Annotated in this window: 22 protein-coding genes; 4 read left to right on the plus strand and 18 right to left on the minus strand. The window is 42.8% G+C overall.

Annotated features, from left to right (window positions below; translation table 11 throughout):
- Positions 1-40: 40 nt before the first annotated feature.
- From BM739_RS06995 to BM739_RS07005, 3 genes are read left to right on the plus strand one after another with little or no spacing between them, the layout of a single operon-like run.
- Positions 41-385: a PepSY domain-containing protein gene (locus BM739_RS06995; RefSeq protein WP_076538976.1), complete on the plus strand. Its 345-nt coding sequence runs from the start codon at positions 41-43 to the stop codon at positions 383-385.
- The gene (locus BM739_RS07000) at positions 366-1,040 is read left to right on the plus strand and encodes a response regulator transcription factor (protein ID WP_076538979.1); all 675 of its coding nucleotides are present in this window, start codon (positions 366-368) and stop codon (positions 1,038-1,040) included. The genes BM739_RS06995 and BM739_RS07000 overlap by 20 nt, the downstream gene beginning before the upstream one ends.
- Positions 1,037-2,395, plus strand: a complete 1,359-nt coding sequence (locus BM739_RS07005) for an ATP-binding protein (protein ID WP_076538982.1) — start codon at positions 1,037-1,039, stop codon at positions 2,393-2,395. The genes BM739_RS07000 and BM739_RS07005 overlap by 4 nt, the downstream gene beginning before the upstream one ends.
- 118 nt (positions 2,396-2,513) lie before the next feature.
- On the opposite strand, the gene BM739_RS07010 is transcribed toward BM739_RS07005, so the two are convergent.
- From BM739_RS07010 to BM739_RS07040, 7 genes are all read right to left on the minus strand, one after another.
- On the minus strand, positions 2,514-3,314 hold the full coding sequence (locus BM739_RS07010; RefSeq protein ID WP_076538985.1) for a DUF1338 domain-containing protein: 801 nt from the start codon (positions 3,312-3,314) through the stop codon (positions 2,514-2,516).
- 66 nt (positions 3,315-3,380) lie between these two features.
- Positions 3,381-4,841: a succinylglutamate-semialdehyde dehydrogenase gene (gene astD, locus BM739_RS07015; protein WP_076538988.1), complete on the minus strand. Its 1,461-nt coding sequence runs from the start codon at positions 4,839-4,841 to the stop codon at positions 3,381-3,383.
- Positions 4,842-4,851: 10 nt separating this feature from the next.
- Positions 4,852-5,871 (minus strand): arginine N-succinyltransferase, encoded by a 1,020-nt coding sequence (astA, locus tag BM739_RS07020; RefSeq protein ID WP_076538991.1) that lies wholly within the window; start codon positions 5,869-5,871, stop codon positions 4,852-4,854.
- Positions 5,872-5,980: 109 nt separating this feature from the next.
- Positions 5,981-7,198 carry an aspartate aminotransferase family protein gene (locus BM739_RS07025; protein WP_076538994.1) on the minus strand — a complete coding sequence of 406 codons (1,218 nt, stop codon included), beginning with the start codon at positions 7,196-7,198 and terminating at the stop codon, positions 5,981-5,983.
- A 338-nt stretch (positions 7,199-7,536) separates the two neighbouring features.
- The gene (locus BM739_RS07030) at positions 7,537-8,679 is read right to left on the minus strand and encodes an HDOD domain-containing protein (RefSeq protein ID WP_076538997.1); all 1,143 of its coding nucleotides are present in this window, start codon (positions 8,677-8,679) and stop codon (positions 7,537-7,539) included.
- 126 nt (positions 8,680-8,805) lie between these two features.
- The gene (locus tag BM739_RS07035) at positions 8,806-11,292 is read right to left on the minus strand and encodes a prolyl oligopeptidase family serine peptidase (RefSeq protein WP_076539000.1); all 2,487 of its coding nucleotides are present in this window, start codon (positions 11,290-11,292) and stop codon (positions 8,806-8,808) included.
- Between the two features lie 233 nt (positions 11,293-11,525).
- The gene (locus BM739_RS07040) at positions 11,526-12,095 is read right to left on the minus strand and encodes an aminodeoxychorismate/anthranilate synthase component II (RefSeq protein ID WP_076539003.1); all 570 of its coding nucleotides are present in this window, start codon (positions 12,093-12,095) and stop codon (positions 11,526-11,528) included.
- Positions 12,096-12,301: 206 nt separating this feature from the next.
- Here BM739_RS07040 and BM739_RS07045 point away from each other — a divergent pair, with 206 nt between their 5' ends.
- On the plus strand, positions 12,302-13,585 hold the full coding sequence (locus BM739_RS07045; protein WP_076539006.1) for a hypothetical protein: 1,284 nt from the start codon (positions 12,302-12,304) through the stop codon (positions 13,583-13,585).
- Between the two features lie 157 nt (positions 13,586-13,742).
- On the opposite strand, the gene BM739_RS07050 is transcribed toward BM739_RS07045, so the two are convergent.
- From BM739_RS07050 to mutL, 11 genes are all read right to left on the minus strand, one after another.
- Positions 13,743-14,231 (minus strand): ClpXP protease specificity-enhancing factor, encoded by a 489-nt coding sequence (locus tag BM739_RS07050; protein WP_076539009.1) that lies wholly within the window; start codon positions 14,229-14,231, stop codon positions 13,743-13,745.
- On the minus strand, positions 14,231-14,860 hold the full coding sequence (gene sspA / locus BM739_RS07055; RefSeq protein ID WP_076539012.1) for a stringent starvation protein SspA: 630 nt from the start codon (positions 14,858-14,860) through the stop codon (positions 14,231-14,233). The genes BM739_RS07050 and sspA overlap by 1 nt, the downstream gene beginning before the upstream one ends.
- A gap of 94 nt (positions 14,861-14,954) precedes the next feature.
- Positions 14,955-15,659 (minus strand): cytochrome c1, encoded by a 705-nt coding sequence (locus BM739_RS07060; protein WP_076539015.1) that lies wholly within the window; start codon positions 15,657-15,659, stop codon positions 14,955-14,957.
- Positions 15,659-16,873, minus strand: a complete 1,215-nt coding sequence (locus BM739_RS07065) for a cytochrome bc complex cytochrome b subunit (RefSeq protein WP_076539018.1) — start codon at positions 16,871-16,873, stop codon at positions 15,659-15,661. Before BM739_RS07065 ends, BM739_RS07060 begins: the two co-directional genes overlap by 1 nt.
- A complete protein-coding gene (gene petA / locus BM739_RS07070; protein WP_076539021.1) occupies positions 16,873-17,463 on the minus strand; it encodes a ubiquinol-cytochrome c reductase iron-sulfur subunit in 591 nt (196 codons plus the stop codon). The genes BM739_RS07065 and petA overlap by 1 nt, the downstream gene beginning before the upstream one ends.
- A gap of 415 nt (positions 17,464-17,878) precedes the next feature.
- Positions 17,879-18,769 carry a protease modulator HflC gene (hflC, locus tag BM739_RS07075; protein ID WP_076539024.1) on the minus strand — a complete coding sequence of 297 codons (891 nt, stop codon included), beginning with the start codon at positions 18,767-18,769 and terminating at the stop codon, positions 17,879-17,881.
- A 3-nt stretch (positions 18,770-18,772) separates the two neighbouring features.
- Positions 18,773-19,924 (minus strand): FtsH protease activity modulator HflK, encoded by a 1,152-nt coding sequence (gene hflK / locus BM739_RS07080; protein ID WP_076539027.1) that lies wholly within the window; start codon positions 19,922-19,924, stop codon positions 18,773-18,775.
- A 33-nt stretch (positions 19,925-19,957) separates the two neighbouring features.
- Positions 19,958-21,277: a ribosome rescue GTPase HflX gene (gene hflX, locus BM739_RS07085; protein ID WP_076539030.1), complete on the minus strand. Its 1,320-nt coding sequence runs from the start codon at positions 21,275-21,277 to the stop codon at positions 19,958-19,960.
- Positions 21,278-21,296: 19 nt separating this feature from the next.
- Entirely contained in the window at positions 21,297-21,563 is a 267-nt protein-coding gene (hfq, locus tag BM739_RS07090) for an RNA chaperone Hfq (RefSeq protein ID WP_076539033.1), read from the minus strand.
- Positions 21,564-21,659: 96 nt separating this feature from the next.
- Positions 21,660-22,586: a tRNA (adenosine(37)-N6)-dimethylallyltransferase MiaA gene (miaA, locus tag BM739_RS07095; RefSeq protein ID WP_076539036.1), complete on the minus strand. Its 927-nt coding sequence runs from the start codon at positions 22,584-22,586 to the stop codon at positions 21,660-21,662.
- A 1-nt stretch (position 22,587) separates the two neighbouring features.
- Positions 22,588-24,528: a DNA mismatch repair endonuclease MutL gene (gene mutL / locus BM739_RS07100; protein WP_076539038.1), complete on the minus strand. Its 1,941-nt coding sequence runs from the start codon at positions 24,526-24,528 to the stop codon at positions 22,588-22,590.
- Between the last annotated feature and the right edge of the window lie 3 nt (positions 24,529-24,531).

A 24,531-nucleotide genomic window follows, 5' to 3' on the forward strand; every position in this document is an offset into this window, starting at 1 on the left:
AGTAAGTCTAATTATCACTTTTTTTATGGGAGTCTTTCTGATGAGGCTGCTGACTGCATTACTACTCAGTCTACTTATATCGACTCTAACACCAGCATCACAAGCAATGACTGCAGAGCTACCGCATGATGAAGTTCAACGCTTAGTCACATCCGGTAGCATTCGTTCGCTTGATTATTCCCTCACTTTACTTGCACAATACTGTCAGGGTGAATTAATTGATGCCAGCCTCTATCAAGAGGATGACAAATGGCGTTATGATTTACAGTTAAAGATAAAAAAAGGGCATATCATCCATTTATTTCTCGATGCAACAAATGGGATGCCAGAGTCAATTGACCAACTACCAAGTGAATGCCAAATAAATGAAACTGCTACTCGTTGAAGATAACACCCTCTTAGTTGCTGAGCTTGAAAAACAACTAAAACAAGCCGGCTACGTTACTGATGTAACCGATAAAGCTGTTGAAGCAGATTACCTCATCAAAGAAACTCAATACGATTGTGTAATTTTAGATATTGGCTTGCCTGACGGTAATGGCTTAACACTCGTTGAGTCGTGGCGTGAAAAAGGCATTGATACGCCAGTAATTATGCTCACTGCGCGCAGCCAGTGGCACGAGAAGGTCGAAGGCTTTAATGCGGGGGCAGATGACTACCTTGGTAAGCCTTTTCATGCTCAAGAGCTGTTAGCGCGGGTTCAAGCACTTATTCATCGTGCCCATGGCCGTCTTAATACCTCATCAAAGCAGTTGAGTTATGGTGGCATTACCCTTGATGAATCAGAGCAACGAGTGCATATCGGTAACAAGCATTACGAATTAACCGCCATGGAATTTAGACTATTAAAAATCTTTTTAATGTCACCAAAGAAATTACTTTCAAAAGCACAACTTACCGATAAGCTTTATCAATTTGATGATGAAAAAGAATCAAATGTAGTTGAAGTGTACGTTACCCATTTACGTAAAAAGCTCGGTAAAACCGCCATTGAAACCCGCCGTGGCCAAGGGTATATTTTTCACGGCATTGTTGAATGATATCAATCCGCAGTAAGCTAAGTTTATGGCTTAGCGGTTTAATCATTATTGCCACCGTCATCGGACTCATATTATTTGAGTCCATGTTAAGACAAGCGTTTCATGACTCCATCATCAATCGTCTCGAAGAAGATTTAGAACACATCATTATCGCCAGTCATATCAATGCTGGTGAAATCATCATCGATCAAAACCAACTCTCCAGCTTTTACAAACCAGCCTATTCAGGGCGATACTTTCAGTTTAACTCCGATGATCAAGTGATCCGCTCCCGTTCTCTATGGGATGTGCAATTAGATATCGAGTTATTACAGCATGATCAAACCCGGGTTTGGCAAGCCAAAGGCCCTAAAAATAATGACATGCAGTTATTATCCATTGGCATAGGCTCAATCAACGGTGGTAAAGTTGCCACTCTCACAGTTGCCCAAGACTTAAGTATTGGCCGGCGGGTCTTTAGTGAAGTATTTGGCACCAAGTTAGCCATCAATATCGCCATGCTACTGGCAATGATTGGCGGTATTTTTATCATTCTACGCCAATCCTTTAAGCCGGTTAAACACATTCAAGACTCACTGGCTAGATTGCGCCAAGGTGAAATCGACGCCCTAGAAGTCACCAAGATCCCAGTTGAAATAAAACCTTTAGCTGAAACCTATAATGAATTATTAGATTACACTGCCAATCAAATAGAGCGCAGTAGAAATAACTTAGGTAATTTAAGTCACGGCCTGAAAACCCCATTAGCCGTGATGCAGCAACAAGTTGAAGTATTGGGGTTATCAAACCCGCAGGCAGCTGAAGCCATGCAGCAGCAGTTAGACCTGATCCGCAACATGATTGAGCGCAAGCTCACTGCAGCCAGAATTACCGGTGATATGCTGCCAGCAGCGCAAATGGTGGTGCCACGTGATTTTGAAGCGCTCATCAGTACCCTAGATAAAGTACATCACCATAAAAACATTCATTGCAGCATTGATGTCAGCGATGACATAAGTCGCCTGCCAATACACCGTGAAGATGGTATGGAGCTGTTTGGTAATCTATTAGATAACGCCTACAAGTGGGCACATTCAGCGGTCAATCTGACGATATCCCAGCAGCAACAAACATTAACCCTGTGTATTGAAGATGATGGCCCCGGCGTCAATGACAATCAAATCAGCCAACTGACCAATCGTGGTAAACGTTTAGATGAAGCCGTGTTAGGCCATGGGCTGGGTTTATCCATTGTAAAAGAAATTGTTGAGCAATATGGTTATCAACTCAAGTTCGAGCGGGGAGATGTGTTAAAAGGCTTACATGTTTGCATTATTTTCTCCAATACAAACCCAGATGATAGCGTAGAGAAGTAATCACTCGTGTTACTCAAACCACTAAATTTAAAGATTAAAAAATGCCAGATAAGCTAACTTATCTGGCATTTTCAATAGCGTTAAAATTAAAGTAATGTTAACGGCTTAGCTCGTAGCATTATTTGCCAGCATTGGTGCTTTCAAAAATCTTATCTGCAGACGCGGCCACAAAACCAGTATACAAGTTACCATCAGCCATCGGATAACGACGGGCAAACTCATAGAAACACGTTGGAATTTCAAGTTCGCCATCGGCAAAACTGACCGCCATGCGATCCGCCATAGTTGATGACTGCTCTAATAGCACTTCAGCTGAACCTTTAACCTCACCACCAGCGCTGTTTAAGGTAAAGCCAGCCGCTTTTAAGGTTTCATTGACTGATTCAATGGTTTCAAAATCAGGTAGCTCATTAATGGAAACCGTAAAATGGTTAGCGCGATAACCAATGGCCGCAACCCAAGCTGCGTACTCGCTCTCTGCCAATAAGGTTTTGTATGTGGCGATATCGACACGCCAATGACAGCCTGAATATAAAAAGTTATCCGCCGTTGTCGCCGCAACATCCACTTGATCGACTAAGCCATGGATGATGCTTTGCACTTCAGGGCTAAATTCTTCCACTAACAGCTCAGAGATAAACACCTTAGGCTGATGCGGTTCGGGATGCTCAAAATGTTTGGCAACCAACTTTTTCTGCTCAAAGTGATAATCACCACTGGCAACATAACCAATCGACTCAAAATGCGCCGCTAATACAGCAAGGTTAACTTTCTCAATATTAAAGGTACGCAGGGCAATATGATCGTTAATGATCGGTTTCCCCTGCCCTAACAGTTGCTGAATCTTTGCCGCCGAGGGCGTCATATTGATGTAGTCTTGCCATAACGCGGCAAATAAAGCGTTTACGTCAGTATGCATAATAAAATCCTTCTTTAAAAAAAGGCAATGACCCAAAAGTCATTGCCTTCATTGCAATCTAGTTCACTAGATAGATAAACCAGGGCTTAATGTCGCTGGTAAGCTAACACTATCAGCTTCAACTGAAGCTACAGGGTAAGCACAGTAATCAGCAGCATAAAATGCACTTGCTCGGTGGTTACCTGATGCGCCAACACCACCAAATGGTGCAGCGCCAGATGCGCCTGTGATTTGCTTATTCCAGTTAACGATACCAGCGCGAATACGGGCTAAGAAGTAATCGTAATCTTCGCGGCTATCAGCAAGTAACCCTGCAGAAAGTCCATAACGCGTGTTGTTTGCCATATCAATAGCATCATCAAAGGCTTGGTATCTAACTAATTGCAGCAATGGACCAAAGTATTCTTCATCGGGTAGCTCTGCAATTGCTGTCACATCAATTAACCCAGGAGACACAAGACCAGTCCCCGCTTCTACGTGAGTAAGCTCAATGAGTGATGTCGCCCCTAAGGCCAATAAGTTAGCTTGCGCGGCAACCATGCCTTTAGCCGCGGCTTCAGAAATCATCGAGCCCATAAATGGCTGCGGCTGTGCATTCCAGCTACCAACTTTGATTTGCTTAATCGCAGTAACAAGCTCAGCAATTAATGCATCACCTGCAGCGCCTTGCTGGATGTACAAACGACGTGCACAAGTACAACGTTGACCAGATGAGATATAGGCAGACTGAATAATGTCATGTACCGCCGCTTTGGTGTCTGTGACATCTTTGATAATTAATGGGTTATTACCACCCATTTCAAGGGCTAAAATTTTGCCCGGATGCCCGGCGTATTGCTGATGTAACAAGTGACCCGTGCGAGAACTACCGGTAAAGAATAATCCATCAATTTGCGGGTGCGAGGCTAAAGCTTTACCGGTTTCAAGTTCGCCTTGAACCAAGTTAATCACCCCTTGCGGCAAGCCTGCTTTGTCCCACAGTTTTAGCATTTCTTCAGCAACTTTTGGGGTAAGCTCCGATGGCTTAAATACCACAGTATTACCCGCAAGTAAGGCTGGAACAATATGGCCATTGGGTAAATGACCTGGGAAATTATAAGGACCAAATACCGCAACAACGCCGTGCGGCTTGTGACGTAAAACCGCCCGACCTGCAGGAATATCGTTGGTTTCAGTACCGGTACGCTTGTCATGCGCTGCAGCTGACAAGCCAATTTTACCTATCATAGCGCCCACTTCAGTGGCGGTTTCCCACTGAGGTTTACCGGTTTCTTGGGCTATCACTTCAGCAAGCTCAGCTTTGTGCGCTTCAAGTTCGCTGCGGTACGCTTCAACAATGGCTAAACGCGCCTCATAGCCCAGCATAAACCAGTCAAACTGTGCGCTTCTTGCTGCATCAATTGCTGTATTAACTTGGGCTGCTGTGGCCGTTTTGCCACTCCAGATCACCTCGCCATTTGCGGGATTAAGTGATGTAACTTCATGACCTTCGCCATTAGACCATTGGCCGTTGATAAATTGTGTCATTTGCTGTGTCCTACAGTTCTAGTACGCGAATTTGCTGGCCTTGCTCAACCATTAGCGCTTCAGCTAATTGTGGGCTTAAGGTGACGTTATCATGCTCTTGTGAAACTACAATTTTTGCCGCTGTGGCGCGGTAATCCGCTAACAAGGTATTGGCGACAATATATTGATGGTCGGCATGGGGCATCTTTCCGATAGTGACCGTGAGTAAACGGCTTTGATTCACAGCGCGAATGTCGTTTAGGGCACATTCCACCGTTGGTCCACCATCGAAAATATCGACGTAATTTCTAAATTTAAAGCCTTCAGCCTGCAATAACTTCAGCGCAGGTTTAGTATTACGATGCACCTCGCCAATCACTTTTTGCGCTTTTTTTGGCAATAGGCACACATGTATCGGGCTTCTTGGCATCATTTCAGCCATAAAGGCCTTTTTACCTAATCCCGATAAGTAATCGGCTTCGACAAAATCAATGCCTAAGAAGTGATCTTGTAACCACTCGTAAAAAGGTGAATCACCCTTTTCATCGCTTACGCCGCGCATTTCAGCAATCACTGTGCTGCCAAAACGTTGCTCATGTTGAGCGAGGAATAAAAAACGCGAGCGAGAAAGCATGCGGCCGTTATAGCCTCGGCGATATTCTTTATTTAAAAACAGCGTACATAACTCAGCGGCGCCAGTGTAGTCATGGCAAAGCGTCAGTGTTTCCACTTCGTTACGCACTGAAATTTGTTTTGAATGATAGACTTCGGTGCCTAAACGGTAATGATAAAAGGCATCTTCCATACCAACAGCGGCTTCAATACCACAGGTACCGACAACTTGATTGGTTTTTAAATCTTCAAGCACCATCAAATAACCTTCATCGAAAGGTTTTTCAACTTGCTTGGAAAAAGAAGCTTCAGCTCTAGCGATTTTAGAGCGTAATAGCTCTTCGTTGACCGGCAGGGACGTGAATCCATGGCCTGATTCAACGGCGACCTTATAAAGTGCTTCGTAATCACTGCCACGAATGGGTCGTATGATTAGCATCTGACTCTCCTTGATAAACCAGTAATAAAAAGTCATCAACAAACAGACTCTTTATTACCGATAACCCAATAAAAAAGCGCAAGGTTTTCCCTTACGCTTTATTTATCTATTAACCTGCAACCACTTTAGCTACGGCACGTTCGAAACGTGCTAAACCTTCAGCGATATCAGCTTCTGGGATAACAAGAGATGGAGCAAAACGCACGACGTTAGCGCCAGCAATCAAGCTCATTAAGCCTTCTGCAACCGATGCAACTAAGAAGTCACGACTGCGGCCAGCATATTGCTCGTTAAGTACTGCGCCTAATAACATGCCTTTACCACGCACTTCTGAGAACACATTATATTTAGCATTGATTGCCGCTAAACCATCACGGAATAACTGTTCGCGATGCTTAACGCCATTAAGTACTTCAGGGGTATTCACTACATCCATCACAGCATTACCAATAGCGCACGCTAATGGGTTGCCGCCATAAGTCGAACCGTGAGTACCAATTTTAAGATGTGCAGCAATTTTTGCAGTGGTTAGCATTGCAGCAATTGGGAAACCGCCGCCTAGGGCTTTAGCGCTGGTTAAAATATCTGGCACAATATCGGTGCCCATATAGGCAAATAACTCACCGGTACGGCCAACACCTGTTTGCACTTCATCAAAAATAACTAATGCGTCATGCTTATCAGCAAGGGCGCGCACGGCTTTTAAGAATTCAGGGTCACCATTGATAATGCCGCCTTCACCTTGAAGCGGTTCAAGCATGATGGCACAAGTGTTATCAGAAATTACCGCTTCTAAAGCGGCAATATCATTAAATGGTACATGAGTAACGCTTTGTGGTTTAGGACCGAAACCATCAGAATAAGCCGCTTGACCACCAACAGTAACAGTAAAGAAGGTACGACCATGGAATGCTTTATCAAACGCGATGATTTGATCTTTTTGTGGGCCGTGATTTTCTAATGCGTAACGACGGGCAAGTTTTAGTGCAGCTTCATTGGCTTCAGCACCTGAGTTAGCAAAGTAAACACGCTCAGCAAACGTGGCGTTAACCAGTTTAGTCGCCAGCTCTAATGCTGGCTCATTGGTCATGACATTTGATAAATGCCACAGTTTTTCACCTTGTTCTTTTAGGGCGCCAACAAGTGCTGGGTGACAATGACCTAAACAATTCACTGCAATACCACCAGCAAAGTCAATAAACTCATTACCTTGTTGATCCCAAACTCGACTGCCTTCTCCGCGAACAGGGATTACGGCTGCTGGCGCATAGTTAGGCACCATGACTTCATCAAATTGGGCACGTGTTAAGTTCATTTCAACGCTCATTGCTTTTCGTTCCTTAAAGTTATTAGCGACACTTAAGTCACTCTATTCCGCTTGCTGTATTGATTTTGGTTTAAGTTGGCTGCGGATGTTTGTATAGCTTGAAGGTCATTATTAGCTAAAACGTGATCAAAATACCAGTTTTTAGCGGTTAACTATTCATAACTTAAATGAATAATGCATAAAGAGTTAACAAAATTCACATACAAAGTGCTAATACAGCTTATTTTTAGCATAAATAGTCATAAAAAAAGTTATTTGGCTTCAAATAAGCTAGCTATTCATCATAAATGCATAACTAAACAAGATTTAGTCGTACTTAAGGGCGATAAAGCCTGACTTTAAACTAAATCAAGCTTGCGATAATTTTGCGCCTTTAAACGGATCAGCTCTTGTTCGGTAAATTCATAATAATCAAATAATACTCGCTTCTCTTGCGGCTCAATTAAACGCGACTGCTCTAATATTAGTACCTTGGCATAACAACTGGCTTTGGCAACGATAGCGCTTGGTGCTGAAAACTCGCTAAAGTGATAATTTAAATCGAGCTCTTTTAACACTTGGGTTAGCTGGCTCTGGTTAAAATCCATTAAGTCCAATAATTGCCAATTAAGCTGCTCGCCATAGGACATCACTTGCTCAAACACTTCCTCAGCTGGAAATGCTGAGGCCATGACCGCATCGTATAAGGTTTTATCCCTCTTGGCGCTAGTCTCACGTAGCCAGGTTCCCCACGTGTTTTCAAATTGTCTGGCGCTGGCATTTAATATAGTCGCTGCGCCTAATTGCTTCATTAAAGCTGCGCTATAAACCAATGCCACATCCTTTTGATGCAGCGCTGCCAATGCTTTGGCCGCTATGGCGGTGATCATGCTATAACGCCATAACTTACGACTAGCCCAAATCAGGTTAGTGTTGCCCGATGGCAACCAATGACGTAAAAAAAAGTAAGGGATCACAGCTTGCAGATTTTCAATGCCAATATAATTAAGCACTAACTTAATGTCGGTTACTTTGACTTCTGATCGCTGCGGTCTGCGGTGACTCGAGGCTGGGCTATTGATTAAATTGATAAGATCGGTTGATAGCCAGCTGATATTATCAACAAGCGATCGCACTCGGCGCAGATCAGGTTCTTTGTTAAGCAGTAAATCCAATAATAAAATATGGGACTCTTTTAAACCCGATTGCGCTAACATCTGCTGAGGTGAATTGAGCTGATGCTCAAGGGAGTTTATGACAGTGTTAGTCAATTGCTCTGATATGCGCTGTAACACCAACTGAGCCCGCGCCTGCTCTTCTAAACGTGCTTTAATGGCTAAACGTTCAACTTCAAGTTTATTGGCGTCATCTTCTAAGTGCTTATCTAAGTCATCAAACTGCGAGGGTAACTTTTCCTTACCCATAATCAGTTGCTTATACAGCCTGCGCTCAACTTCAATGACTTTTCCTGGCCTTACGCCACCTGCTACCGACACTGCCACAAATAAACTGCCTTTAATTCTCTGTTAGATATATGAAAAATTATATTTCAATTGCTGCTAATCGTTACAAATAAGGCCTCCAAATGGAAGCCTTATGGTTCAAATCAGCTTAGGTAAAACCCATGATTACTTTAGCTCTTGCTCAAACAATTTGTAGATACGACGATATTCATCTAACCAGCTTGATGCCTGTCTAAAGCCATGTGGCTCTACAGGGTAAATCGCGGTTTCAAACATCGGCTTTTCTAACTCAATCAAGCGTTGCACTAAGCGCACACTATCTTGGAAGAACACATTGTCATCGAGCACACCACTCATGATCAGCAATGGTTTTTGCAAACCCTGTGCATGTTCAATTGGTGAACTCTTTTCATAGGCGATGGGGTCAACATCTGGGGTATTTAAGATGTTAGAGGTATATGGCGCATTATAATGCGCCCAATCGGTGACCGGACGAAGTGCTGCGCCCGCTTGGAATAACTCAGGCTCATTAAATAACGCCATGAACGTTAAGAAACCGCCATAAGAGCCACCATAGGTACCAACTTTAGCGGCATCAACGTGACTGTTCGTCGCCATCCAGCTAACGCCATCTTTTAAATCTTCAACTTCAGGGTGGCCCATATTGCGATACACTGCGGTGCGCCAATCGCGACCATAACCTTTAGAGCCACGGTAATCCATATCCATGACGACATAACCCTGTTGCGTTAATAAGTTATGGAACATGAACTCTCTGAAGTAACCAGAAAAACCATTGTGGGCATTTTGCAGGTAACCGGCACCATGGTTAAAAATTACTGCAGGATATTTTTCAGCATTATTCGCATCATAGCCCTGAGGTAAATAGACTCTAGCGTAAATGTCTTTCGCACCATGAGTTGATGGTACTTTTACCACTTGAGGGGCTTGCCACGCATAATCAGCAAACGCTTTACTGGTGTAATGAGTTAACTGCTTAAGCTCGCCGCCAATTGGCTGCACATACAGCTCATTAGGTTGGGTGGCTGTTGATGCCGTTAATAGCAAGGATTGACCATTAGGGCTTAACTCATAATCAAGGGTACCTGTCCACTGAGTCAGCTGCTCAGTTTTACCGCTAGCAATCTCAACCCGATAAACATTATAAGTTCCAGGATGGTCTTTGTTAGCACGGTAATAAAGATGTGCCGCATCAGGTGATAAGGTCACTTGATCAACCACGTATTCGCCGCTGGTTAATGCAGTTGTTTTGCCATCCGCAGCGTTAACATATAATTGCGAGAAGCCAGATTGCTCAGATAAGTAATAAAATGAATCAGATGTTCCTATCCAACCAAATTGGTTAAAGGTGTAGTTAACCCAAGCATCATCATGTAAACGATGTTCAGTTGTTAACTTACCATTTTCAAGGTCAACACTGGCGATCCAGCGATCTTTATTATCAACCGCTTCAATCATAACCAGCAATTTATTTTCAGTTTCGTGCCACTGCATCGGACTTTGACTCCAAGTCCAATCTTGCATCAGTTGCAAAACCCGTGGCGATTTTTCGCTGTTATAACGCTCGCCTTTGGCTTTGGCATTTTCAGCTTTTACACTGGCTAACACGTCGGCATCGTAACCATCAAGGCCTTCAATAGTGATATCTTTCTTAACGTGATCAACCAAGTCTAGGATCACTAATCGTTCACCAGGGTAACTGTCTTCAGCTACACGCGCCCTTGCAGGTACGGCGTCAACATAACCATCTTTGCCTAGGTAATTTGGCATGATGTCGTGTTCGCTGCGCCAGCTATAGTCTTTATCAACTAAGTTAACCACTAAGTAACGGCCATCAGCAGAAAGGCTCATTTCAGAGACTTTTTCATCATCGCCTAAATACCACGTTTTAGCCGCAAAAGTCGGATCTTTCGCCGCTAACTCCTCGGCATATTCAGCGCGGGTTTTACTCTTGTTATGCTGCAAAGCAACATAGGCAATCAAACGATGCTGTTGTTTGGCAATGTAAGATTCAGGATCGCTAACCCCTTTAGGGGCTTTGGCCATTTGCACATCGGCTAGCTGCTCAGTTAACCCAGTCTGCAGATGGATTTTGAAGACACTGTTACCTTGAAAATAGGCTAAGTCACCACTACTAAGAAACGTTACCTCATCAATGGCAGTATTCACGCGGGTAAGCTGTTTTACTTCGCCTGATGCTAATTGCTTTATGAATATATTACCCTGATAGATATAGGCTTTTTGCGATTTATCTGCACTCAGCACACCGTACTTTTGATCAGTTAAATGCAGTTGATTTAAGCTAATAAGACTTGCCTGAGTTTGACTCACGCCTTGCTGATAAACCTCAGCAATTGGCGCCTGATGTGCTTGGCGATTAAAATAAATTGACTGACTATCATCGGCCCAATAAGCATTTTTAGCCAATACCCCCATCCAATCAGGATTAGCCATTATTTGATTTAAGGTTAAAGGCTGTTCGACTTGAGGAGGTGTCGCAAGCGGCACTGTGTAGCTTGAAGCAGCGTTAGAAATACTTGGGGTGTTATTGCTGGTTGCGGTCGCGCTACAGCCAGAAATGATCGCTAAAGAAAGCGCACTAAGCGCAGTATTGCGCAGTAGCCTTGTCATATTGAATCCCTTGTCATCAAAGATGTTTGATATATTCTCGCCTAAACGTTAACCACTGTTTGGCAAGTGCTTTTATTATTGCTCTTTTATATCATAAAAAAGGAGTAAACTTGTGAGCTTTTTTGGTCAAAGTTGTAACGGAAATTATTGATTATTAGAGGAGAAAGTAAGCTTAGCCGATTAGAAGCTGATAGAGGGATCCAAATGTGACTCATTGAGCCCAAATGACCAAGTTAATAATTTAAAAAATTCTGCAGTAACTCATGACCTTGTTCGGTCAAAATCGCTTCTGGATGAAATTGCACCCCAAATATAGGCAAACTATTATGGCGCATCGCCATGATCTCACGGCCATGAATTGGATCATCAAACCATGCATCAAGTTGAAAACCTTCAGGTAAACTTTCAACCAGTAGAGAATGATAACGGGTAACTGTAAGTGGCTGATTAAGCCGTTTGAACAAACCATCTTCATGGTGATTTATCTTACTGGTTTTACCATGCATCACCCTTTTTGCACGAACAACTTTGGCACCGAACACCTGTGCAATGGCTTGATGGCCGAGACATACCCCTAAAATTGGCAGTTTACCGGCAAAGTGTTCGATAGCTTGTAATGAGATCCCCGCTTCATTAGGCGAGCAAGGGCCAGGGGAAATAACCAAATGAGTTGGATTTAAGGCTTGGATTTCTGCAATGCTGATTTCGTCATTACGCTTCACCACAATCTCAAAACCTAGCTGCTGAAAATACTGCACTAAGTTAAAAGTAAACGAATCGTAGTTATCAATCATTAACAGCATTAAGGACCCTAAGTACAAGATTGCTTTATAAGAATAATTAATCAGGAAAGCTAAAATACCTGAATGGTGGCGGATAATAGCATAGCTTTGCTCAGTGCTTAAGCGTTTAGACCTATCGCTGGTTTTGTTGGCTGTAACGTTTAATTGCTAGGTTATACTATAGCTCTATATCAGTGGCTCCTACCGCCATCTTAGGAAGGTAAACTATGGGAATGCAATTTTTGGATACACAAGTTACAGGAACACAAGTCACACAGGTGGGAAATGTCAGCCTTTATTTTATTGGTGATATTTATGGCCGCTTAGATAAGTTAACCGATTTATTAGAAGAGATTGATTTTGATATCGATGATCCACAATCGAGTATTCAATTTGTTAAGCTAGTTTTTTGCGGCAACTTAATTGCGTCACACCAGCCTGCCCAAACCGATGCAGCCGCTATTGAGCACATTGCCTTACTCAAGTTTGTAAAACGGTTGGTTGATGAAGGTTATGCTTATTGTTTGCTGGGCATAAATGAGTTTAAGGCCATAGGTTGGAGTAAACACCACCCGATCACAGATGAGCCTTTAGTTAGCGCCAGCAAGCTAGCACTCAATTCAAATAGCCTAAGCCAACAAGCTCCCTTTTTCCTATCGTTATTTGAAGCCGCCGATGAATCCATTTACCAATGGATAGATTGGTTTATGTCATTACCGCTATTTTTAGATTTTGGCCATATTCGCGCTGTGCATGCTTGTTGGGATCAACAAACAATCGCGGCGATAGCGCCGTATATTGAGCCAAGCCATGCTTTATCACAGCAATATTGGCCCTGCGCGTTTGATAAAGAGCACTCGCTCAATCATGCACTAGATATAATGTTGAATTACCCGACATTTGAATTATCTGAGCAACACCCTCACGCAGAATTAGCCGTGCCCGTTATCGTTGGCCATTATCCCTTAGACAGTTTCCCAGATATTCAAAATGAATACCTCGCTTGCGTTAATTACAACGCAGCGATTGCCAACTACCCACTCGTGAGTTTTGCTTGGCATCAAGGTCGCAAGAAACAGCTTGAAGACAACAGCGTATCTGATAGCGCACAACTCAGCCTTGGGGAGTTTTGTTTTATTGACCAACCCACCCCAGAAGAACAGATTGCCAGCGGTGTAGAAGCATTGTTAGCGATGATGATAAAGCAACTGCCTAAGGTGGATATAAGCCCAGAAGCCTTATGCCAATTTCAGCAACAAGTGGATCTTTGCCTATGGCAAGACTGGGACCCTAGCGAGCAATTTCCTAATGCTCGCTATCGAGATCAGTATCAAGCCTTTATCGAGCCAATCGCCCAATTAGCATTAACCATGGATAGCGAGCAGCTGTGTGCTTATCTGGCTATTTTGGCGCGCTACCAGCTAGAGATTGAAAATGATAATTTGGAAAACCGTTGTTTAAAAGTGGCTTTTAAATTAACAAGATTAGCGGCCCATGCACTTAAGCACTAAGGCAGTTAAATGGCGTTGGAGTATCACTAGCAAGATAAGTTTGTGGTTTTACTGAGTCATCAATAGCTACACACTATGCCACTCAGTAAATAACAGACAATAAAAAACCAGTTGCTAGTCTAGGACTAAGAACTGGTTTTTTTATGATTTGGGCTGACTATTTAACAACAGTTAAATGAGCACGTCCTTTAGTTTTTTCAGAATCACCAGTTGGCTTTTCTTCAGTTGATACAGCAGTGTCAACAGTAGCATCTACGGTCGATTCTACTGTAGAAAATGCTCTTGGAGCAGGTGATAAATCTTCAGATTCATCTTCTGCCATATAAGCATCTTCCATATCAAACACGGTACCAGCACCATTTTCACGGGCATAAATTGCCACGATAGCAGCCATAGGTAAAACGACTTGCTGCGGTACACCACCAAAACGAGCATTAAACTCGACAAATTCATTGGTCATTTGCAAATTTCCCACAGCACCGCCAGCTATGTTAAGTACGATTTGACCGTCTTTAACAAACTCTTGAGGTACTTGAGTCCCTTTCACAAATGCATCCACGACAACATGTGGGGTAAAGTGATTATCCATCAACCACTCATAGTAAGCCCGCAACAAATATGGACGATTAGGGGTAATTGCTTTCATTACATGCCCATGCGCATTTCGCGCTCAACCTCAGTTAACGATGCTTTAAATGATTCACGTTCAAAAATACGTGTCATGTAAGCATGGATATCTTTAGAAGTACGGGCATCAAGGTTAATACCTAGTTCAGGTAAACGCCATAATAGCGGCCCTAAGTAACAATCAGAAAGACCAAATTCTTCGCTCATAAAGTATGGCATTTCAGCAAATACTGGCGCTAAAGCAACCAAGCTATCAGTTAACTCTTTACGAGCAGCATCAGCTTTGTCGCCACGGCGAATACGGGCAACCAATTCATACCAGTCAGTATCAATACGGTGCATCATTAGACGACTTTGTCCGCGAGCAACTGGATATACTGGCATCAATGGTGGATGTGGAAAGCGTTCATCCAGATATTCCATGATAATGCGAGACTCATACAAGACTAATTCACGATCAACTAAGGTCGGAACTGAGTTGTAAGGATTTACGTCAAGTAACTCCTGAGGCTTCTCGCTAGGGTCTACCTGTAATACATCAACAGTTACCCCTTTCTCAGCCAGTACGATACGTACTTGGTGGCTATATAAATCATCGGCACCTGAAAACAGTGTCATGATAGAGCGTTTGTTGGCAGCTACAGCCATTGATATCCTCCAGAAACGGAAAAAACAAAACAAACGAGGGGCTAAGCCCCTCGTTTAGAGTATGCGAATAATGTATTTTACCCGTTATTCGTGTCTAGTGCACATCTTTCCAGTATTCTTTCTTCAACAAATAGGCAATGATGAAGAAAAAGAATAGAAATCCGAGTACCCACCAACCTAAAGCTTCACGTTCAAGCTTCACTGGATCGGCTGAATATACAAGGAAACCGGTGATATCTCGCACCGCTTGATCGTACTCTTCTGCGTTCATAGAGCCACCGGTCGCAACTAGCGTTCCATCTTCTTGTTTTACCGAAATACCTTGTAAATCTTCAAGTACATGGGGCATCCCCACCAATGGGAAAACAGTATTGTTTACGCCAAATGGACGACTTTCATCTTTATAAAAGCCTTTAAGGTATGAATAAACCCAATCGGCACCACGAACGCGAGCCACTAAGGTTAAGTCTGGTGGCGCTGCACCAAACCACTTAGCTGCGTCGGCTTCAGGGATAGAGTTTTCCATTAGCTCACCCACTTTAGCATCGGTGAACATATACTTGTTACGCATGTCGTCAACTGAAATACCTAAATCTTCAGCAACACGGCCATAGCGTTGGTACTGGGTACTATGACAACCAGAACAGTATTGTTGGAATAAGTCTAAACCACGCTCTAATGACTCATTGTCATGTAGGTTAATTGCCGGATCAGGACTCTTAACAAATTCATTGTTGCCACCAGCCGCTATTGCTAGCGTTGGTAACAATGTAACTAATGCGATTAATAGCTTTTTCATTAGTGCGTCACCCTCGTAGGAACTGGTTTTGTCTTTTCGTTTTTACTGTAAACCCACAGCGCCACGAAGAAAGCAAAATAAGTAAGTGTAAAGACACGCGCTGCAATAGTTAATGTAGGCGTAGCTGGAACCGCACCTAAATAACCTAGGATCAAGAATGAAACGGTAAACTGCGCAATGTTAATCTTATGAACAAGTCCACGATAACGAATCGACTTCACTTTACAGCGATCTAACCAAGGTAATACGAACAGTACCGCAATCGCCAGTCCCATACCGACAACACCTAAAAGCTTGTCAGGAATAGCACGCAAAATTGCATAAAATGGCGTGAAATACCATACAGGAGCAATATGCTCAGGGGTTTTCATTGGGTTAGCCGCTTCAAAGTTTGGCTTTTCAAGGAAGTAACCGCCACCTTCAGGCATAAAGAACAACACATAACAGAAGACGATTAAGAAACCGGCCACGCCCATGATATCTTTGACTGTGTAATAAGGGTGGAAAGGGATAGCATCAACTGGCCAGCCATTTTCATCTTTATTCTTTTTAACTTCGACACCGTCAGGGTTATTTGAGCCCACTTCGTGTAAAGCAATCAAGTGAAGGAAAACTAATACAACTAAAACTAAAGGCAGTGCAATAACATGTAATGCAAAGAAACGGTTTAGTGTCGCACCAGAAACAACATAGTCACCACGGATCCACAATGTTAGGTCATCACCAATAAATGGAATTGCACCAAATAATGAAATAATAACCTGTGCACCCCAGTAAGACATTTGTCCCCAAGGTAGCAGGTAACCCATGAAGGCTTCAGCCATTAGCACAAGGAAAATCAACATACCAAATAACCAAAGTAGCTCTCTAGGTTTTTGATAAGAACCGTAGATTAAGCCACGGAACATATGCAGATAAACCACCACGAAGAATGCCGAGGCGCCCGTGGAGTGCATATAACGAAGTAACCAGCCGTACTCTACATCACGCATGATGTATTCAACTGAAGCAAAAGCGCCTTCAGCTGTTGGTACGTAGTTCATGGTTAACCAAATACCCGTTAATAGCTGGTTAACTAAAACAAGTAATGCTAATGAACCAAAGAAATACCAGAAGTTAAAGTTCTTTGGTGTTGGATATTGACCAACGTGGCGATTATAGGTCGCCGTCATCGGGATGCGAGCATCAATCCAATCAACGATATTCTTAACCATTATGCAGCTCCTGTGTCGACACCAATGAGTACAGTTCCATCATCGACATATTGATGCGGAGGTACAACTAGGTTCAATGGTGCTGGTACGCCCTGGAATACACGTCCAGCCATATCAAACTTAGAGCCATGACATGGACAGAAGAAACCAGCAGATACACCTTCTACTTGCTCACCAAAGCTATCTGGTAAATAAGTTGGTGAACAACCTAAATGTGTACAAATCCCGACGGCAATAAAGAACTCAGGCTTAATTGAACGTGCAGGATTAGCTGCATACGCGGGCTGTTGTAATTCTTCTGAAGCAGGATCGCGTAATTGACCATCTAATGAACTTAACTCATTTAAAATGGTTTCGGTACGACGAACAACCCATACAGGTTTACCACGCCATTCAACTCGAATTAATTGACCTGGTTCTACTTTACTAATGTTAACTTCTACCGGTGCACCTGCAGCTTTCGCTTTAGCGCTCGGATTCCATGACTTAATAAAAGGCACCGCTACAGCGACGGCACCAGCTCCACCAACTACGGCGGTTGCGGCTGTCAGGAATCTGCGGCGTCCGGTATCGACTGGCGCTTTGCTCATCCACTTATCTCCCAGAGGGTGTTGGAATTCTTATATTTTAATAACTTAGCAACATTAGAATCACTAACGGCTAAATATATACTTTGAGGCGGGGCTCATTATAGCGAAAAATTAGAACCAGATCATAGTAATTCACACAACTAAGTTACGGGATTTGCATGTTTTTTTTGCAATGGGCAAAAAACAAGCTACCAAATTGTTCAGTTGTTAAGAAGATAAGAATAAACAAAATAGTTAAACAGCTGTAAATTAACAATATTTAATGAAACATACGCTATCTAAATTAGTCACAGCTGATTAATGGTATCAACTGGCAGAAATTCAATTTATTTCGCTGCACAATCTCAAAACGCAAAAAACCCGGTATAAACCGGGTTTTTAATTCACGCTAAATTTCAATTAATGAAATGTCGGCTTATTTACCATCGATAGATTTCATGTATTTGAAGAAATCACTATCAGGTTCTAATACCATGACATCACTATTGCCAGCGAAACTCGCCTTATAAGCTTCAAGACTTCTTAAGAAACCATAAAACTCAGCATCTTTGTTATAAGCATCAGCATAAATCTTCGCAGATAGTGCATCACCTTCACCACGAACCGTTAATGCTTTACGTTCTGCTTCAGCCACTTTTACTGTCACGTTAGCATCGATAGTCGCGCGGATGATTTCAGATTGCTCTTTACCCTGTGCACGATGCTCTTTTGCTACAGCTTGACGTTCAGCACGCATACGCTGGAAGATACTGCTACTTACGTTGGCAGGTAAGTTGATTTGCTTAACGCGCACATCAACAACGTCGATACCTAGATCTTGTGAGCTTTCAGAGGCATTTTCAAGTGCATTAATTTGCAACTCATCACGTTCACCTGAAACAATTTCTTTAATAGTACGACGACCAAACTCTGTGCGTAAGTCATTGTTGATTTTACGCTGTAACAGGCTTTCAGCTGTTGCAACATTACCGCCACCTGTGGACAGGTAAAACTTTTCAAAATCGCTAATACGCCACTTAACATAAGAATCAACCATAAGGTCTTTTTTCTCTGAAGTAACAAAACGATCTGCAGCGCCATCTAAGGTCTGAATTCGCGCATCTAGATATTTTACTTTATCTATTGCTGGAATTTTAAAGTGTAAACCTGGTGCAAATACACGCGTGACAGGTTGACCTTCAACGTTATCTTTTAAGATCTCACCAAAGCGAGAAACGATAGCACGTTCACCTTCGTTAACGACTATAACAGATGAAAAACCAACACCTAAAATGATTACCAGAACAATCAGTCCTATTCTACCCATGAGTTAGTCCCTCCCTTGGCGTGAACGAGACTCACGAGTCTGACGTCCATCAACTGGCATAGAAGACGTAAGCGAATTATTTGAAGGCGTGTTCACATGCGTTTCAACAACTGGCTCTGCAGACATAGTTTTAGCTTGATTACCCATCATTTTGTCTAATGGTAAATACATTAAATTACCATTATTTTTAGTATCAATTAGTACCTTGTTAGTATCAGCCATGACGTCTTGCATCGCATTAAGGTATAAACGTTTACGGGTCACTTCTGGTGCCATTTGATACTCAGGCAAAAGTTTTTCGAAACGAGCAACTTTACCTTGAGCTTCTAAGACTTCGCGTTGTTTATACGCGCTAGCCTGTTGCGCCATACGCTCAACCTGACCACGTGCTTTAGGCTCAATTTCACGCGCATAAGCTTCTGCTTCACGAATGAAACGCTGTTCATCTTCTTGTGCAGAAATAGCATCATCAAATGCATCTTTCACTTCTTCAGGCGGACGCGCTGGCAAGAAGTTGACATCTTGAATTGATAAACCAAGCTTATACGGCTCAAGAATACGCTCAAGTTCAGCCCAAGTATCACGACGAATAGCATCACGACCAGTAGTCAAGATGTCATCCATAGTGTTATGGCCAATCACATAACGAAGCGCACTGTCTGTTGCTTCACTCAAACTCGCATTAGCATCTACCGCACTAAACAAGTAAGAATAAGCATCATCCACTCGATATTGAACATCAAGTTCCACTTTCACTAAGTTTTCATCAGCCGTTAACATGCTGCCTGATGCAGGAATAGAGCGCACTGCTTTAATGTTTACCGGAAACACTTCATCAATAAAAGTGGCTTTCCAATGTAAACCAGGACCAACTTCACCAGAATGCTGACCAAAACGTAAGGTTACGCCTCGCTCTGCTTCTTTAACGGTATAAAAGCCTGAACCACCCCAAATAATTAAACCAATCACCAAAACTACAATCAGGCTCATTGGGTTAAAAGAAGGGCTAGAAGATCCACCTGAACCACCTTTACCACCGCCGAAGCGCTTTGAAAGGTTACGAAATACTTCGTCTAGATCTGGTGGGCCTTTGTCGTTACTGTTTTTGTTTCCCCAAGGGTCTTTTCCCTTGTTACCGGGCTCATTCCAAGCCATTTAGCACTCCATAAGTGGATGAAATAAATGATATTAGCAAATAACGTCTACGTCTGATTCTTCAGAAGAATCCTCAAATATAAACGTCTCTAATTCGCCTTGACTCTGTTTTGTTAATCGGCGCCAATTGGCATCCGATAAACGAACAGACAAAATACAGTTCCCCAGATCGTCGTACTCTTTCTGCTGTATCGCGTCCAGTCGATAAAACTGGCCAAGATAATGTCCAGCCGTAGCTGGAATTTTCAATGTCTGCTCTATAATGACTTCACCGATTAACTCGTTGATAGCCTGCAAGAGCAATTCAAATCCAATTTGTTTTTGTGCAGATACCCAGACTCGCTCTGGCTTACCTTCATCGTCGTAATCGATGCGAGGCACAAAATCTTCCAATAAGTCGATTTTATTACAAACGACCAATTGTGGAATAGTATCTGCTTCAATTTCTTCAAGCACATTTTGAACTTGATCAAAATTCTCCGTCATATTCTCATCAGCACAATCAACAATATGCAATAACAGATCAGCTTGACGTGTTTCTTGCAAGGTTGCTTTAAATGCTGCGACTAAGTCGTGAGGTAAATGACGGATAAACCCAACTGTATCAGCTAAAATAACTGCTCCGTCAGGTAAATTCAATTTACGCAGAGTAGGATCAAGTGTGGCGAACAATTGATCTGCGGCATAAACTTCTGAGGCAGTTAACGCATTAAACAAGGTCGATTTTCCCGCATTGGTGTAACCCACCAATGACACAGTGGATAAGTCACTGCGCTTTCTTGAACGTCGACTTTGTTCACGTTGTTTGTCTACTTTATCAAGTCGGCGATTAATACTTTTAATCCGTCCTCGAAGTAAACGTCTATCGGTTTCGAGCTGGGTTTCACCCGGGCCACGCATACCAATACCACCTTTTTGTCTCTCTAAGTGAGTCCAACCACGAATAAGGCGCGTCGACATGTGGCGCAATTGCGCTAGCTCCACTTGTAACTTACCTTCGTGAGTTCTCGCTCTTTGAGCAAAGATATCTAAAATTAGCGTAGTTCTATCTAAAACTCGACACTCACAAATCTGTTCTAAATTTCTTTCTTGAGCGGGACTCAGTGAGTGATTAAAAATCACTACCTTGGCTTCAGTCGCTGCAACCATAGCTGCAAGCTCTTCTACTTTCCCTGACCCGACAAAAAACTTTCGATCCGGTGAACGCCGACTTCCAGTAATAACACCAACAGAGCGTACTCCTGCTGATTCGACTAATAGTTGTAACTCTGTAATGTCTTCTCTACGGTCGTCGTCAGAAAAGTCAATATGAACAAGTACTGCGGTTTCACCCGCTTCATAGCGATCAAACAAGTAGTAAACTCCTTAAATATTATTCTGATGTAGGTGCTTCATCATTTGGGGTATAACCTTGAGTACCTTGTGCAGCCACATTAAATGGGCGTGCTGGTACTACAGTTGAAATAGCGTGCTTGTAAACCATTTGGCTTACTGTATTTTTTAACAAGATAACGAATTGGTCGAACGACTCAACTTGACCTTGTAGTTTAATACCATTCACTAAATAGATAGAGACTGGTACACGTTCACGACGCAAAGCGTTTAAAAATGGGTCTTGTAAAGATTGCCCCTTAGCCATTTCAATTTCCTTTTTTTATTTTCAAAATAAATTTTTTGAATTTTTGAAGAATGTTTTATTGTTTAGTTTTAGTATTATACAGCAACAGCTAATTAGCTAGCCAGAATGTTGCATAAGTGTAACTAAATTTCCTTTAGCGCCACTTTCAAGCCAATGTAACTCGGGCCAACTTCTTAACCATGTTAATTGACGTTTGGCTAATTGCCTAGTGGCAGCGGTGCCTTTTTCTATTAAAGTCTCATAGTCAAATTCACCATCTAGATACTGCCAACATTGTCGGTAGCCGACACAACGCATAGATGGCATATCTAAATGTAAGTCTTTGCGATCTTTTAATCGTTGAACTTCTTCGATAAAACCATTTTGCATCATTAGTTTAAATCTTTTTGCGATCAATTCATGTAATACTTTTCTCTCATGTGGCGCTATCGCAAATTGCACCACATCGTAGGGTAACGGCGCTGACTTTGTTGCCGTTAGCTCAGTCATCGATTTACCCGTAATTCTGTATACTTCTAGAGCGCGAGATAGCCGCTGGGGATCATTAGGATGAATTCTTGCCCCTGCTGTGGCATCTACTTGGCAAAGTTGTTGATGTAATGCATCCCAACCTTGCTCTTCTGCCTCTTGCATGATTTGCGCTCTGATCTGCTCATCTGCAGCAGGTAACGGTGACAAACCTTCAAGCAATGCCTTAAAGTACATCATAGTCCCCCCTACCAATAAAGGGGTCTTACCACGACTAATTATATCTTCTATTTCAATTAATGCATCGCGACGAAAATCTGCCGCAGAGTAACTTTCACTGGGATCGAGAATATCAATTAAACGATGAGGCGCTAAGGCTAGCTCATCGGCATCAGGTTTGGCTGAGCCAATATCCATTTGACGATAGATTAATGCCGAATCAACAGAGATAATTTCACAATTATGCTGCTGGGCCATTTCAATTGCTAAAGCCGTTTTTCCTGAAGCAGTTGGCCCCATTAAAAACAATACTTTGGGCTGTTTGAGTTGGTTCACATTAATTCTCTTCTAACCAGGATTGCCATGGCAATGATTTCGCCTTTGATAACAGCGTTTGCTGCTGCTCAGCGGTTAATTGGCTATATTGAAGCCACACTTCAGCTGCGGCTGAAAAATGATTTGCTTGCTGTTTTGCCATCCACAATGCCAACGCTTCATCCGATGGCTGCTCTAATTTAATCCAAGCTAATAATTCTGGGATCAATACAGCTAATTGGGTATCTCTGAGATATGGGGGCACATTCTTAATTATCAACTGTTGATAGCGGATTGAAAGGGTTAATCCTAACCTACGTAGTAACTGCTCTCGCTCTTCAAGGATAATTTTCCAGTCAACATCGGCTTCAATTGAAACCGGCATTAATAATGGCTGACCCACCAGTCCTGTGGTTATTTTAGTCTGTATTTCTAATTTTGTAACAAAAATAGAAACTTGTGCGATATCAACTAATAAAATCTGTTGGCCTGTAACCATCACCCAGAAGCGACCATCAACAATAGACGGCATAGTGATATGCGCAGACAGATTTGTCTCATTAATTTGCGTTAATGAAGAATTTTCAGCTTGGGTTTGCAGTAATTGGCCATAATTAGCGATAGCCGTTGGGGTTATTTCTACCGTGTCGGCTGTTCTACCACCGCTATAGGGATTATTGCCACTGCTTGTAGCTCCTGTGCTTCCTGTCGCGGCATTATGCTGGGACTGATGGCTTGGTTGCTGATAGCTTTGGTGTTGATAGCCCTGCGCTGGCACCGACATACTACCAAAGCGGCTGCTCGATAACTCTCTTGGCTGATGTAATTGAGTTGCTGAGCCGTGACGTTGAGGCATATCTTGACTAGCTTGCTGCCAATCGCTTATTTCAGCTTCTGATGAATGACCGATTTGCTCGCCAATATCATTTTGATCGTCTGTCGGTTTCTTAGCCGTACCGAGATCTAACTCAGGTATTTGCGCTAAAACAGACTGCAATGCCTGCAAAATAAAGTCATGCACTAATCGGCTTTGATGAAAACGCACTTCATGCTTTGCAGGATGCACATTGACATCAACCTGGTGGGGATCCAGCTCAAGCATCAACACATAACCCGGTTGATGCTGAACTTGGAACTGACCAAATGCCTGCTTTACCGCATGGTTCACTAATCGGTCTCGCACTAAACGGCCGTTGACATAAAAATAGCAGCTATCGGTCGGTTGTAAGTCATTTGGTGACTGCAAGTAACCCGATAATATCAAGCCATCATGCTGGCATTCTAGGTGCAGAGCTTGCTCAGCAAAAGCCCGACCACAAATTTGTCCAAGGCGCTGTTTATATTGAATTTCGGTATTGGCCGCTCGATATTGACGCGCCAACTTACCATTATGGGTTAAGGTAAAATGCACATCGGTTCTGGCGATGGCAATGCGTTTTAACCATTCATCAATATGGGTGAATTCGGTTTTATCACTTTTTAAAAAGCGTCGTCTGGCTGGGGTATTAAAGAATAAATCCACCACCTCTATGGTAGTGCCCTTAGGGTGCGCAGCGGGCGTCACTTTAACGTCCATTTGCGAGCCAGCTACGTAGGCTTGCCAGGCTTCGGTTTGCTCAGCAGGCTTTGATGTTAGGCTTAAACGGGACACTGAACTAATACTGGCTAAGGCCTCGCCTCTAAAGCCAAAACTTAAAATGGCTTCTAAGTCATCAAGGGAGTGTACTTTTGAAGTGGCGTGACGAGATAAGGCTAACGCTAACTCGTCTTTTGAGATCCCTTTACCATTGTCCCTAATTTTAATCAGCTTACTGCCGCCTTTGTCGATTTCGATATCAACCCGGGTTGCGCCAGCATCAAGGCTGTTTTCAACCAACTCTTTAACTACAGATGCAGGACGCTCAACCACTTCGCCGGCAGCAATTTGGTTAGCAAGCTGTGGTGGTAAAATTTGAATAGCCATAAT

The sequence above is a fragment of the Shewanella sp. UCD-KL21 genome (assembly GCF_001957135.1).
In the GTDB taxonomy this organism is placed as follows: domain Bacteria; phylum Pseudomonadota; class Gammaproteobacteria; order Enterobacterales; family Shewanellaceae; genus Shewanella.